The organism is Helicobacter pylori, from assembly GCF_001653475.1.
In the GTDB taxonomy this organism is placed as follows: Bacteria; Campylobacterota; Campylobacteria; order Campylobacterales; family Helicobacteraceae; genus Helicobacter; species Helicobacter pylori_CM.
This window is the reverse complement of sequence record NZ_CP011487.1, coordinates 966,335-979,282: the sequence shown is the minus strand read 5'-3', so window position 1 is coordinate 979,282 and position 12,948 is coordinate 966,335. Positions and strand designations below refer to the sequence as shown.

General features: G+C 38.1%; 13 protein-coding genes. 4 read left to right on the top strand and 9 right to left on the bottom strand.

Annotated features, from left to right (window positions below):
• Positions 1-24: 24 nt before the first annotated feature.
• Positions 25-771, bottom strand: coding sequence for an SPOR domain-containing protein (locus AA974_RS04675; protein ID WP_064433623.1), 747 nt, complete (start codon positions 769-771; stop codon positions 25-27).
• A gap of 201 nt (positions 772-972) precedes the next feature.
• Between AA974_RS04675 and AA974_RS04670 the strand changes: the two genes are divergently transcribed.
• From AA974_RS04670 to AA974_RS04660, 3 genes are read left to right on the top strand one after another with little or no spacing between them, the layout of a single operon-like run.
• Complete coding sequence (locus AA974_RS04670) at positions 973-1,200, top strand: hypothetical protein (RefSeq protein WP_033590318.1); 228 nt, start codon at positions 973-975, stop codon at positions 1,198-1,200.
• A 12-nt stretch (positions 1,201-1,212) separates the two neighbouring features.
• On the top strand, positions 1,213-1,449 hold the full coding sequence (locus AA974_RS04665; RefSeq protein ID WP_000555362.1) for a hypothetical protein: 237 nt from the start codon (positions 1,213-1,215) through the stop codon (positions 1,447-1,449).
• Positions 1,434-3,293, top strand: a complete 1,860-nt coding sequence (locus AA974_RS04660) for a primosomal protein N' (protein ID WP_064433622.1) — start codon at positions 1,434-1,436, stop codon at positions 3,291-3,293. Before AA974_RS04665 ends, AA974_RS04660 begins: the two co-directional genes overlap by 16 nt.
• 32 nt (positions 3,294-3,325) lie before the next feature.
• Here the strand turns inward: AA974_RS04660 and cmoA are convergent, their stop codons facing one another.
• Both cmoA and sodB read right to left on the bottom strand, forming a co-directional pair.
• Complete coding sequence (cmoA, locus tag AA974_RS04655) at positions 3,326-4,045, bottom strand: carboxy-S-adenosyl-L-methionine synthase CmoA (protein WP_064433621.1); 720 nt, start codon at positions 4,043-4,045, stop codon at positions 3,326-3,328.
• A 51-nt stretch (positions 4,046-4,096) separates the two neighbouring features.
• Positions 4,097-4,738 carry a superoxide dismutase [Fe] gene (gene sodB / locus AA974_RS04650; protein ID WP_064433620.1) on the bottom strand — a complete coding sequence of 214 codons (642 nt, stop codon included), beginning with the start codon at positions 4,736-4,738 and terminating at the stop codon, positions 4,097-4,099.
• 222 nt (positions 4,739-4,960) lie between these two features.
• Between sodB and tpx the strand changes: the two genes are divergently transcribed.
• Entirely contained in the window at positions 4,961-5,461 is a 501-nt protein-coding gene (gene tpx / locus AA974_RS04645; RefSeq protein WP_064433619.1) for a thiol peroxidase, read from the top strand.
• Between the two features lie 261 nt (positions 5,462-5,722).
• On the opposite strand, the gene cheW is transcribed toward tpx, so the two are convergent.
• Genes cheW through AA974_RS04615 form a run of 6 tightly spaced genes read right to left on the bottom strand, consistent with a single transcriptional unit; the run spans position 5,723 to position 12,940 of the window.
• Positions 5,723-6,220 carry a chemotaxis protein CheW gene (gene cheW, locus AA974_RS04640; protein WP_000070759.1) on the bottom strand — a complete coding sequence of 166 codons (498 nt, stop codon included), beginning with the start codon at positions 6,218-6,220 and terminating at the stop codon, positions 5,723-5,725.
• Positions 6,217-8,655 (bottom strand): chemotaxis histidine kinase/response regulator CheAY2, encoded by a 2,439-nt coding sequence (gene cheAY2 / locus AA974_RS04635; protein WP_064433618.1) that lies wholly within the window; start codon positions 8,653-8,655, stop codon positions 6,217-6,219. Before cheAY2 ends, cheW begins: the two co-directional genes overlap by 4 nt.
• Positions 8,656-8,712: 57 nt before the next feature.
• Positions 8,713-9,648 carry a chemotaxis protein CheV3 gene (cheV3, locus tag AA974_RS04630; protein ID WP_064433617.1) on the bottom strand — a complete coding sequence of 312 codons (936 nt, stop codon included), beginning with the start codon at positions 9,646-9,648 and terminating at the stop codon, positions 8,713-8,715.
• A 3-nt stretch (positions 9,649-9,651) separates the two neighbouring features.
• Entirely contained in the window at positions 9,652-10,410 is a 759-nt protein-coding gene (locus AA974_RS04625) for a UDP-2,3-diacylglucosamine diphosphatase (protein WP_064433616.1), read from the bottom strand.
• A gap of 1 nt (position 10,411) precedes the next feature.
• Positions 10,412-11,080: a YggS family pyridoxal phosphate-dependent enzyme gene (locus tag AA974_RS04620; RefSeq protein WP_064433615.1), complete on the bottom strand. Its 669-nt coding sequence runs from the start codon at positions 11,078-11,080 to the stop codon at positions 10,412-10,414.
• Positions 11,081-11,089: 9 nt separating this feature from the next.
• Positions 11,090-12,940, bottom strand: a complete 1,851-nt coding sequence (locus AA974_RS04615) for a menaquinone biosynthesis decarboxylase (RefSeq protein WP_064433614.1) — start codon at positions 12,938-12,940, stop codon at positions 11,090-11,092.
• Positions 12,941-12,948: the final 8 nt, after the last annotated feature.

The window sequence follows — 12,948 nt, the reverse complement described above, 5'->3', positions numbered from 1 at the left end:
TTAAATTAAGGATAGTTAAAACGATTACTTTTCCACTAATACAGGCCTATTTTTAAAGCTTTTGAGCGCTTTTTCAAGCTGTTTTAGGGCTTCTTCTTTCGTTTTATAAGGGCCAATAAAATAATGCGTGAGAGATTCTTTTTTCTCCATTTGGTAAGGGAAAGTTTTGAGCGTTTGCAAAAAATCCTTACTGGGCACGTTCAAAAAAGCCCCCATTTGCAAGTAATATCCTTTAGGCATACTTGCATCTTTTAAGCTAGGTTTTATTAAGCTCTTTTTATTCTCGTTTTTAGGCAGCTCTTTGGTTAGGGGTTTGGATTCATTAAGAGCAAGCGCATGCTGATGGGCTTTCTTGATTTTTCTTTTCACCTTTTTGCTTTCTATATAAAAATCATATAAATCATGGATTCTTTGCTTCACATAAGCTTCATAGCAATTCTGATAAATCGGGCTATTTTCAATAGAAGCTTTAGGGCTTATTAGCATCATCAACGCCACGCATTCTTCATGGGCGACTTTGAGCCATTCTTCTTCGCTTTGCTCCAGAATTTCTTTAATTTTAGGGAACTCATACTGCGTGCTTTTTCCCATATTGTCTAATATTTTGATAAGATCATCGTAGGCTTGATCGAGCCTTAATTGGATAGGGGGTAAATTTTTAGGCGTATTTGGAACGCTTTTAAGATCTGCTTTTTTGTCCTCTAAACCAACAGCGTTTCTTAAAAAGAGGAAAACCAACAACAGAGTCATTTTTAATATATTTTTTTGCATTATTACTCCCATGTCAAGTTTTCTATCTTGTTGCTTTATGGTAATAAAAAATACCAAATACCGCCATAAGGATTGTTTAAAACATGGGGTTTTAGTTGCTTTATTTTAAGGTAAAAGCCATTACCTTAAGGGGATAGGGGTATTTTGCGATCATTAAATAGCTTTGATATAATAACTTTTAAAAACCATGAAAGGCTTACTATGCAATCTTTAAGTTTGTTAAACCAATTGGGTGCTAAAATTGATGAATTGATTGAAAAAATCAAAAAACAAGAAGAAGAGTTGAACGCTTTACGCCAAGCAAACACCACACTGAATGCGCAAAATGAAGAAAAAGACATTCAAATCGCTATTTTATACGATGAATTGAGTGCTAAAGATAAGGGCATTCAAAGTCTTTATGACAAAATCTCTGATTTATTGTCATAAACCATTAAAAACATGCATTCAGAAAATGACAGCTTAGAAATCACTTATTTAGGCAAACGCTATAAAATCTCTCTCAATAACACCTTTAGCGATGAGATGAAACGCACCCTAAAGGAGCGTTTCCACAACCAAGAATTAAACGCATTAGAGCTTTTAAAGGATTATTTGCATGAAAGTTGTCAAAACGAGTATTTGCACAATGAACTCAAAAAGCTTTTAGAAAAAATCTCATCATGTTCTATCACTTGATCGCTCCTTTAAAAAATAAAACCCCCCCTTTAACTTACTTTTCTAAGGAGCGGCACCAAAAAGGAGCGTTAGTCAATATCCATTTAAGGGATAAAACGCTTTTGGGCGTCGTTCTTGAAGAAGTTTCAAAACCCTCTTTTGAATGCCTAGAACTAGAAAAAACCCCTTATTTCTTACTCCCCTTTCAAATAGAACTCGCTGCATTTATCGCTCAATACTACTCGGCTAATCTTTCTTCAGTCTTAAATCTTTTTACCCCTTTTAAAGAATGCGATTTGGTGGGGTTAGAAAAAATTGAGCCTGTTCTTAATGCGTTAAGCCAAACGCAAACAAACGCTTTAAAAGAATTGCAAAAACATTCAGCAAGCTTGCTCTTTGGCGATACGGGTAGCGGGAAAACCGAGATTTATATGCATTCAATCGCTCAAACTTTAGAGCAAAAAAAAAGCGCTCTGTTGTTAGTGCCAGAAATCGCCCTCACCCCTCAAATGCAACAACGCCTTAAAAGGGTTTTTAAAGAAAATTTAGGCTTGTGGCATAGCAAACTCTCTCAAACCCAAAAAAAACAATTTTTAGAAAAGCTTTATTCGCAAGAAATCAAATTAGTGGTAGGCACACGAAGTGCGTTGTTTTTACCCCTTAAGGAGTTGGGTTTAATCATTGTAGATGAAGAGCATGACTTTTCTTATAAATCTCATCAAAGCCCTATGTATAACGCTAGGGATTTATGCTTGTATTTATCCCATAAATTCCCTATTCAAGTGATTTTAGGCTCTGCTACGCCAAGTTTAAATAGTTACAAACGCTTTAAAGATAAGGCTTTGGTGCGCTTAAAGGGGCGCTACACGCCTACGCAAAAAAACATTATTTTTGAAAAAACCGAGCGTTTTATCACGCCCAAACTCCTAGAAGCGCTAAAACAAGTTATAGACAAAAACGAGCAAGCCATTATTTTTGTGCCTACAAGGGCTAATTTCAAAACCTTGCTGTGTCAAAATTGCTATAAAAGCGTTCAATGCCCCTTTTGCAGCGTGAATATGAGTTTGCATTTAAAAACCAACAAACTCATGTGCCATTATTGCCATTTTTCAAGCCCTATCCCTAAAATTTGCAGCGCGTGTCAAAGCGAAGTTTTAGTGGGTAAAAGGATAGGCACCATGCAAGTGTTGAACGAGTTGGAAGGCCTTTTAAAAGGCGCTAAAATAGCCATTTTAGATAAAGATCATACCAGCACGCCAAAAAAACTCCACAATATTTTAAACGATTTCAACGCTCAAAAAACCAATATCTTAATCGGCACTCAAATGATAAGCAAAGGGCATGATTACGCTAAAGTGAGTTTAGCGGTTGTTTTAGGCATAGACAATATCATTAAATCCAATAGTTACAGGGCTTTAGAAGAGGGCGTGTCGTTACTTTATCAAATCGCTGGGAGGAGCGCTAGGCAAATTTCTGGCCAAGTGTTCATTCAAAGCACCGAAACCGATCTATTAGAAAATTTCTTAGAAGATTATGAAGATTTTTTACAATACGAATTGCAAGAAAGGTGCGAACTCTACCCGCCTTTTTCAAGGCTGTGTTTGTTAGAGTTTAAGCATAAAAACGAAGAAAAAGCCCAACAATTGAGCCTAAAAGCCTCTCAAACCCTTTCTTCGTGTTTAGAAAAGGGCGTAACGCTTTCTAACTTTAAAGCCCCCATTGAAAAAATCGCCTCTTCTTATCGCTACCTTATTTTATTGCGTTCCAAAAACCCTTTAAGCCTAATTAAAAGCGTGCATGCGTTTTTAAAAACCGCCCGGAATATCCCTTGTAGCGTGAATATGGATCCTGTGGATATTTTTTAAAAAACTCATGTTTTATATCTTTTTTAAAAAACTTAAGTTTTTCTGGCGACTAGTAGCGTGAAATTTACCCATTTAAACAGCGCTTCCACATGCTTAAACCCCACACTTTCTAAAAGAGCGACATTTTCTTTTAAACTATAAGGCACAAGCACATTTTCTAACGCTTCCCTTTTGAAAGCGATTTCATTGTGACTATAGCCTTGATTTTGTTTATAAAGGTAGTATAGCTCTATCATTTGCTTGTCTAATATCCTGTCTTCGCTCATGATCTTTTCGCCCACCAATAAAACCCCATTCAACGCAAGGCTGTTATAAATCTTTTTGAGCAACACCTCTCTTTGCATGGGGCGGACAAATTGCAGCACAAAAAGCAATGAAAACGCGCTCGCTTCTTTAAACTCAACCTCTAAAAAATCCATGCATTCAAAACGGGCATTGTTAAAATCTTTTAATTTTTCTTGCGCTTTTTTAAGCATGGGCATGGAATTGTCAATCCCTACAAGCTCAATATCTTGTTGGATTTGTTGGTTAAGCGCAATAAAAAAGTTTCCGGTAGAACAGCCCAAATCATAAATCAAGGGCTTAGCATGGATATTTTCTTTTAAATTTTGAGCGATAAAATACGCCCCCAAATCCAACATCTCATGGTAATAGGGAATGGAGCGCTCCAGCATGTCATCAAAAACATGGGCGACTTTCTCATCAAAACAAAAGCGTTTGTTTAGAGATTGGTTAAACAGAGTGTCTTTCATTCAAAAAAGAAGCGTGGTTTAAAAATCTTTAAACCACAACAGCAGTAACGCTTAGGCTTTTTTATGCACCAACTCATTGATGTAGTAATCCACTGATCCTAAGCCTTCTTTTTTCGCCCACTCATAGCATTGAGAAACAAAATGCCAATTAATATGCTCGTAGAATTTTTCCAAATACACAGGGCGTGCGTTTTTATGGTCAATGTAATAAGCATGCTCCCACACATCCACCACTAAAAGCGGCACTTTTTTATCCGTAACTGGGGTTTGAGCGTTGCTCGTTTGAATGATTTCAATTTTTTGAGTGTCTAAATTATACGCTGCCCAATTCCAACCAGAGCCAAATAAAGTGGTTGCACTCTTAATGAAGTCTTCTTTAAATTTTTCCAATGAGCCAAAATCTTTTTCTAAAGCCCCTTTCAACTCATCACTTAAGGCAATTGCTTTTGGGCTTAGGCAATCCCAATAAAAATCGTGGTTATAAATTTGAGCGGCGTTATTAAACACGCCTCCGCTAGACTTCGTCAAAATAGCAAACAAAGAACTTTTCTCAAAATCCGTGCCTTTGATGAGATTGTTCAAATTATTCACATAAGTTTGATGGTGTTTCCCATGGTGGAAATCAAACGCTACAGGGCTTAAAAAATCTCCCATGCTGTCTTTAGCAAAAGGCAACTCTCGTAATGCAAACATGTTTTCTCCTTGTGATTAGATAGCCATATTGTAATCATTTTTTAATACTTCTTGGTAAATCTTTTCTTAAAAATTGATTGTTATGCAAATTTTGTAGATTTTAAGGGGTTTTTTAAAATTAAAACGACTTTTTAAACAAATTCTTTTTAAATTTTTTGAAAGTTAATCTTAATTGACTATTATTCCAACGCAATATAGCAATTCATTAGAAAGGATTTATCAATGCAAAAAGTTACTTTTAAAGAAGAAACATACCAATTAGAAGGGAAAGCCTTAAAAGTGGGCGATAAAGCTCCTGATGTGAAATTGGTAAATGGCGATTTGCAAGAAGTCAATTTATTGAAGCAAGGCACGCGTTTTCAAGTCATTAGCGCGCTTCCTAGCTTAACCGGATCGGTTTGCTTGCTCCAAGCCAAACGCTTCAATGAGCAAGCTGGCAAACTGCCTTCTGTGAGTTTTAGCGTGATTTCTATGGACTTACCTTTTTCTCAAGGGCAAATTTGTGGTGCTGAAGGCATTAAGGACTTAAGGATTTTAAGCGATTTTAGGTATAAGGCTTTTGGGGAAAATTACGGCGTGCTGTTAGGCAAAGGCTCTATGCAAGGCTTACTCGCTCGATCGGTGTTTGTTCTTGATGGTAAGGGAGTGGTCATCTATAAAGAAATCGTTCAAAACATTTTAGAAGAGCCTAATTATGAAGCGCTTTTAAAAGTGTTGGAATAGGAAATCCTTAAAAGGAGGGGGTTACAATCTGGCAAGTCTCAATGCAAAAAACCCCGCCTATTAAAAAGCGTTGGTAATAAAAACTAAAAATAAGAAGTTCTTTTTAATCCGTTTGAAAAAGTTTCACGCTGTGTTTAAAAGAAAAGATTAAAGAAGACTCTATTTTTCAATCAAACGCTAAGATTACCGCTTGATTAAAATCAAGCTTTTTAATGGAATAAGTCTTTCTCAAAGTCCATAGGGGCTGATAAACTAAAATTTTTAAAAGTCTTTCTTTAAGATTTCTTCCACTCTTAAAATGGTTACGAGTCTGTCGTTTTGCTTCCCAATACCATAAGTTAAATTATTGTTATCGCTCAAAGTCTCTGGCACCGGATCAATATCCGTTTGCTTGATGCGAATGGCTTCGGTTAGGCGATCAATGAAAAACCCAGCGATCTGATCGTTATGGCGCACCACCAAATAACGAGTGTCTTTGTTTTGTTTTTCAGCTTTCAAGCCAAATTTTAAACGCAAACTGATCAAAGGGAAGACATTACCCCTTAAATTGAACACGCCAAGCACATAATTTGGGGTCTCAGGGACTCGCGTATAACCAATGGGTTTGACGATCTCTAAAATATTCAAAATAGGAATGGCGTATTCTTCATCGCCAATAATAAAGCCAATGAATTGCAAAATTTCTTCATTATCTTCTTGTTTAGAACCGGCATTAGCTTCTTTTTGCCTTTCAAATAAATCTTTTAATTGGTTGCTCATGACTGGTCTCCTTCTAATTTAATGCTGCGCTTTACTACGGTGGTTAAATACTCACCGCTATAAGGTTTGGTGATGTATTCAGTCATGCCGGATTCGACGCCACGCATTCTATCGGTTTTAGTTACCCGACTGGTTACTGCAATCAAAGGCAGGTTTTTGAATTTATTGTATTTACGCACTTCAGAAGCGAAAGTATAGCCATCCATTTTAGGCATTTCAATATCCACTAAAATAGCGTCCGGGGTCTTATCGCCATTTTTAAGCATTTCTAAGCCTTCTAACCCGTTAGAGGCTTCTAAAAGCGTGATGCCTAATGGTTTTAAACATTTGCGGATAATCGCTCTATCCGTGCTGCTGTCATCAATCGCTAAAACGACATAATCGCTAGGAGAATTTTTGCTCTTTGTGTTTTCTGATTCGTTCATCAAGGTAGTGATATTGACTTTGATGCTTTTTGCCATATCCATCATCGCCCCCACATCTACAATGAGAGTGATTTTCCCATCGCCTCTCACCGTAGCGCCAGCAATGCCTCTAGTGTTTTTAAGATAGTAACCTAAAGATTTGATGACCACTTCTTCTTGACCGATTAAATAATCCACGATCACGCCAATTTTTTGATCAGCCAAGCCAATGATAACCACATACACATCCGAGTTGGATTCCAAAATAGCATCCACTTTAAAAATGTCAGAAAGACACACCAAAGAAAGCACCTCATCTCTCAAACGCAACACGCTCTTGCCATCAACGGTGTAGATTTCATCCTGGCTGATGCGCACGGTTTCTAACACTGAAGAAAGCGGAATAGCGTAATATTCTTCTTGAACGCCCACGAGTAAAGCTTGAATGATAGCCAGAGTGAGAGGAATTTTAAGCTTTTGAGTCGTGCCTACCCCCACTTCTGAATCGATTTCAATGATCCCATTGAGCTTTTCAATATTGGTTTTCACCACATCCATGCCCACGCCTCTGCCTGAAACATTGGAAACGACTTTTGCAGTAGAAAAGCCTGGCTTGAAAATGAGGTTAAACGCTTCCCTATCGCTCATGCCTTCAGCGTCTCTTTCACTAATCACCCCTTTTTCAATCGCTTTTTCTTTAAGCATCACAGGGTCTAATCCTTTGCCATCATCAGAGATTTTAATCACAATGTGGTTACCCTCATTATACGCACTCAATTGCACTTTACCGGTTTCAGACTTGTTAAGTCTTCTTCTTTCTTCTAAAGGCTCAATTCCATGATCGCATGAGTTGCGGATAATGTGAATGAGCGGATCGCCAATCTCTTCTACAATGGATTTATCTAATTCGGTTTCTTCGCCCTCAATGATTAACTCAATGCTCTTGCCTAATTCCCGGCTCAAATCCCTTACCATGCGAGGGAATTTATTGAATACCTTGCCCACTGGTTGCATACGGGTTTTCATCACCGCAAGTTGCAAGTCTGTCGTTACCGCTGAAATAGAAGAAACCACCTGGTTTAATTCCTCTAAAAACTTTTCCCCATCATAGCGTTCTTCCACATCGCTATAAATTCTAATCAAGCGATTTTTGCCCAACACAAGCTCACCGATCAAATTCATTAAGTGATCCAAGCGGCGCACATCCACCCTAACGGTTTGCTCCACGCCAATAGAGGGGGCTTTATTTTCTTCAGTATCGGCTTTAGCCTTAGCTTTAGTTTCTGCTTTAGGGGCTTTTGGGGCTTCTGTTTTGGGGGTTTCTTTTGTTGGGGTAACTTCTTGTTTAGGTTTGGCTTGTTCTTCTTGCTTTTTTTGAGCTCTTCGTTCTTTATCGGCCTCTTGGCGCTTGTTCAACAGCCGTTCAATCTCCGCTTCCACTTCTTCAGTGCTCATGTTAGTATAATCCAAATCCGGCTCATCGGCTAGCGGGTTATCGCTTGCGGGGTTTTCTGCAGTAGGAGCTTTTGCCTTGTTTTCTTTAATTTCTTCTTTCGCTTCTTCTTTATTTTCTTTTTTCACTTCTTCTTTGGAGGCTTCTTTAGTCCCTGAAGTTTCTTTAGCGCCCTCTAAATTTTGGCTCGTAATGGCTTGAAGCTGTTTGACCGCTTCTTCAATCTCGTTTTCCTTGCCGTTATTGGTATCAGAGCCGGTATCTCTAATCGTTACGAGTAAAGTTTTCATCAAATCAATGGAACGCAATACGACATCCATAATATCAGGCGTGATTTTAATTTCGCCCTTTCTGGCACGATTTAAGACATCTTCCATGTTGTGCGTGAGGTGCGTGAGTATGTTAAGATTCAAAAACGAGCTAGAGCCTTTAATGGTGTGGGCGACTCTAAAAATGCGATTGAGCAAGTCCAAATCTTCAGGGTTATGCTCCAATTCCACTAAATCCTGATCCAACTGCTCGTTCATTTCAAAGGCTTCAATCAAGAAGTCTTCCATTATTTCTTGCAAATCATCCATTTTAAAACCCCTTTTTAGCGTTTGAGATAAGAGTATTTTACAATTTTATAAAAAGAATTACGCATTCTTGTCTAAAATCTTAGAAATTTCTTCGGTGAATTTTTCTGCGTCAAACTTGACTAAATACGCTACAGCCCCCATTTCTTTAGCCCTTTCAGCGCTATAATTATCGCAAATAGAAGAATTAAAAATCACAGGAATATAAGCAAATCTGGGGTCTTCTTGGAGCTTGAATAAGAAATGATAGCCATCCATTTTAGGCATTTCAACATCTGAAATAATGAATTTCAAATGTTTCCTCAAATCATCCCCGTATTTTTTGAATAACATTTCTAATTTGTTCAACCCGTCTTCCCCATCCACAGCTTCAGTGATGCTAAAACCCAATTTACTCAAATGGTTTTTTAAGGTTTTTCTTGCGGTCTTGCTATCGTCTAAAAACAACACTTCGCCTTCAAAACGCTCTTTAGGGGCATCTTTAGTGTTTTTAGCGTCTTCATTAAGCTTTAAATCGTCTAAAATGCTTTCTAAATCCAAAATGAGCAGGGTTTTGTCGTTTTCAATGCGTGTCGTGCCGGTGATATTTTCTTTATTGATGTTATTAGATGCGCTAAAGGATGCAGGCTCCACATCTTTCCAACTGATGCGTCTGATACGCCTAGCGGAATGGACTAAAAAGCCCATTTTAACATTGTTAAATTCAGTGATAATGACGATTTTTTCGTTTTCTCTGCTTTTATCTGGGACAATACCTATCCATTTAGCCAAGTCTATAAGCGGGATGATCGTGGAGCGCAAATCAAACACGCCGATAATGTAATCTAAATTCGTGGGGTATTCAAAAAGGGTGGGCATGGGGATGATTTCTTGGACTTTAGCCACATTGATGCCATAAATCCCTTCATAAGGGACGCCCTCTTGCATGCCATAAATACGAAAATCCACGAGTTCTATCTCACTCAATTTTAAATCGTTAGCTGTTTTTTCTGCCATGATTTAGGCGTCCTTATTTTGAGATGGTTCTAAAATGCTTGATGATACCTTAAAAAGGCTTTGTTCGTAATAAAAGGAAGGCAGCGGGCAATAAATAGGCGCATTCAATGGGATTTTTGCACCGCTTTTGAGATGAAAATGCCCCTCTATAATGCCGTCAATGCTATCAATGTTAAGATCTTTAATGTAGTTTTGATAGGCTTTTAGGCGCTTTTCAATAAAAGATTGCAATTCTTTTGGCTCTAATTCCCAAAGGCGGACGGGTTTTTGATAAATGAGTTTTTTAAAAAGGGGGTATAAGGTTTTAAAACTTAATAAATTTAAAAAAGTTAGAAAAAATCTAGCCCAAGTGGAAGTGAGCTGCGTGATGTAAAATTCATACGCTTTAGTGATGAATAAATCCCCATGGGCCAGTAAAAAGCGTTTGTTATCGTATTGGAATAATGCGGGCTGGTTTTGGCGCTCAAAAACCACCACTTTGGAATTGAATACAAAACGCATGGAAAAATCATGGTTGCCTTCAAAATAAAAGACTTGTGAAATTTCGCTTAACGCATGGACTAAACCAATGATTTTTTGCTGCTCTTTATCTAGGGGTAAATAGCCCACAAGAACATGGAAAATATCGCCCATGAAAAAGACTTGTGGGGGTTTGGCGCTTAAAAGTTCTTTAAGCGTATTGATTAAATGAGGGCTTTTAGGCAAAAAATGCGCATCAGAGATAAAAACAGCCCCGCGTTTAAGCGCATGAGTTTCTAGCATCTTACTCTTTAAACAAAAAAGAGCCAATCCTTAAAAGATTCGCCCCGCAAGCAATCGCTAATTCAAAATCACTGCTCATACCCATTGAAAGAACGCTCGCATTCTTTAATCGGTCAAAAAGCTTTTTGGTGGTGATAAAGGATTTTTCAATTTCCTTTTCATCATCAGCATGAGCCCCTATACACATAAGCCCTTTAAGTTTGAGGTGCTTGCAAGTTTCACTGATTTGAGCATAAATTTCTAGCGTTTCTTCAGGCACCACCCCGCTTTTGCTTTTCTCATACGCGCTATTAACTTGTAAAAGAGCGTTTAAATTGACGCCCAATATTTCGCAACGCTTTTCTATCTTCAAAGCGAGTTTTAAGGAGTCTAAAGAATGCAAAAGAGCGGGTTTTAAACGCAAAAGCGCATTGATTTTATTCTCTTGTAAAGAGCCTATCATGTGCCATTCAAGGGGTAAATGCTCTAAAGAATGCATTTTCATTTTTAAATCTTGAACTTTATTTTCTCCAAAAGCCCTTTGAGAGCAGTCATAGTAATGTTGGATAGCTTTTAGGGAAGCGTTTTTTGAAACAGCTACGATTTTTACAATATGATGCCTTGAATAGGCGGTGCGAGCCTTTTCTATTTTTGCGATGAGGGTATCAATCCTTTGGCTATAATCTTTCATAGCTATTCTTTATAGATCTTCTTTATGCGTGCTAAAAGAATGCGTGAGATGGAATTTTTGATTTAAAGTTTCAAAATCTTTTAAAAGCCCTTTCTTTTTCAAATCCTCTATGACTTCCATGGAGCAATTGGTTTCTGCAGGCCATTCTCTAAAATGTTTATCCATAATGCCTTTATTGGTAGCGTCTATAAAAAAACAATGTTTAGAGATGAGAATATCGCGTTGCGCATCAATATTATTAACGATGCGCCATAACAGCATGTAAGGGTTGTTTAAATCGTTGCTGGTATGCTCTACAAAGATGACAATGCGTAAATATTCTTCAAAACCGAGCAAATTTTTAGCCAATTCAATGACGCTCTTGTCTTTCTTTTCCACGCTAATCACGCAAATGGGGTTACGAGCGTGCGGGTAATATTGCTTCAAAAGAACGATATTTGGCATTTTATCTTGCAAAAGCGCTAGCAAGGCGTTATCGTTTAAAAGCGTGGAGTAGGGGGTATTGCTTTTAGAGGTCGCATCAATACCGAGTTTCCCCCCCATAGCGTATTCAGGGCTTGCATGATCTAAAGCGTCGCATACGCCTTGAGAGATAAGAATTTTTTCTTTAGAAAAATTTTCTAGTATATACTCAACGATAGCGTTGGTGTCTCTTAGATCGGGAGCGTCTTCATTGACAAAAATCGCATGTTTGACAAAACTCATCTGCCCCACACCCCAAAAAGCATGCATGACTTGTTTGGCATGAGCGTTATAGCGCGTGTGTATTTTGGCTAAAATCAAATTATGAAACACCCCATTTTCTGGCATGCAATAATCTATAAGATTGGGGGCGTTCATTTGAAGCAAGGGCAAGAACAAGCGTTCAGTCAAATACCCCATGTATTTGTCTTCTAAAGGGGGCTTACCCACTACAGTGGCCAAGTAAATGGAATCTTTTTTATAGCTAATGGTTTTGACTTCTAAAACAGGGTAAGGCTCAATGGGGGTATAATAGCCAGTGTGATCCCCAAAAGGCCCTTCAAGCTCTAGTTTTTTGCAATCCACAAACCCTTCTATCACAATATCGCAATCCCTTGGCACGCTCAAAGAATTACTCAAGCATGGCATCACACACGCTTTTTTTTCTCTCATAAACCCATAAAGCATGAGTTCATAAATCCCATAAGGTAAGGGGGCCGTCGCGCACCATGTATAGAGCAAATCCCCGCCAATAGCGATACTGACAGGCATTTTGACTTTAGCCTTAGCGTATTCGTGGAAAAAGAGTTGGGAGTCTTTATGGATTTGCCAGTGCAAGCCTAAATGGTTTTTATCATAAACTTGCAAGCGGTACATGCCTAAATTCTTTTTTTTATTGTCTAGGCTTTGGGTATAGACTTGCCCCATAGTGATAAAAGCCCCGCCATCTTTTTCCCAAGTTTTTAAAACGGGTAGATCCAATAAATTGACTTCTTTATCTTGCTTGATAATGAGATCTTTAGGGCGAGTGGTTTTTTTAGGGAAAATGTGTCTTAAATCCCATAAATCTTTTAAGACTTTCAAACTCTCAGTGAAATTTTTAGGAGCGTTAAAGTGCAAGAAAGTTTGCATGCGTTGTTGCAGGCTTTCTATGGGGGTTTTTAATAAAAGCTCCAAGCGTTTGAAAGAGCCAAAAGCGTTCATTAAAACAGGCATGTCAAAGGTTTTGATTTGGTTGTGCTCTTTTCTTATGGGTTGCGTGAATAAAAGGGCTTTGCCCCCATTAGGCTTTTTTGCTTCTATATAGGCCAGATGAGCGATTTCTAAATCCACTTCAAGGGGGGTGTCAATGACTTCTAATTCATTATGCTCTTTTAAAAGCTTTAAAAAATCTCGCATCCAACTAC

Bases quoted from the DNA above. Each gene is read 5' to 3' on its own strand.
- AA974_RS04665 (WP_000555362.1), top strand. From the start codon at position 1,213: ATGCATTCAGAAAATGACAGCTTAGAAATCACTTATTTAGGCAAACGC.
- cheAY2 (WP_064433618.1), bottom strand. From the start codon at position 8,655: ATGGATGATTTGCAAGAAATAATGGAAGACTTCTTGATTGAAGCCTTT.
- cheV3 (WP_064433617.1), bottom strand. From the start codon at position 9,648: ATGGCAGAAAAAACAGCTAACGATTTAAAATTGAGTGAGATAGAACTC.
- AA974_RS04670 (WP_033590318.1), top strand. From the start codon at position 973: ATGCAATCTTTAAGTTTGTTAAACCAATTGGGTGCTAAAATTGATGAA.
- tpx (WP_064433619.1), top strand. From the start codon at position 4,961: ATGCAAAAAGTTACTTTTAAAGAAGAAACATACCAATTAGAAGGGAAA.
- AA974_RS04620 (WP_064433615.1), bottom strand. From the start codon at position 11,080: ATGAAAGATTATAGCCAAAGGATTGATACCCTCATCGCAAAAATAGAA.
- AA974_RS04660 (WP_064433622.1), top strand. From the start codon at position 1,434: ATGTTCTATCACTTGATCGCTCCTTTAAAAAATAAAACCCCCCCTTTA.
- sodB (WP_064433620.1), bottom strand. From the start codon at position 4,738: ATGTTTGCATTACGAGAGTTGCCTTTTGCTAAAGACAGCATGGGAGAT.
- cheW (WP_000070759.1), bottom strand. From the start codon at position 6,220: ATGAGCAACCAATTAAAAGATTTATTTGAAAGGCAAAAAGAAGCTAAT.
- AA974_RS04615 (WP_064433614.1), bottom strand. From the start codon at position 12,940: ATGCGAGATTTTTTAAAGCTTTTAAAAGAGCATAATGAATTAGAAGTC.
- AA974_RS04675 (WP_064433623.1), bottom strand. From the start codon at position 771: ATGCAAAAAAATATATTAAAAATGACTCTGTTGTTGGTTTTCCTCTTT.
- AA974_RS04625 (WP_064433616.1), bottom strand. From the start codon at position 10,410: ATGCTAGAAACTCATGCGCTTAAACGCGGGGCTGTTTTTATCTCTGAT.
- cmoA (WP_064433621.1), bottom strand. From the start codon at position 4,045: ATGAAAGACACTCTGTTTAACCAATCTCTAAACAAACGCTTTTGTTTT.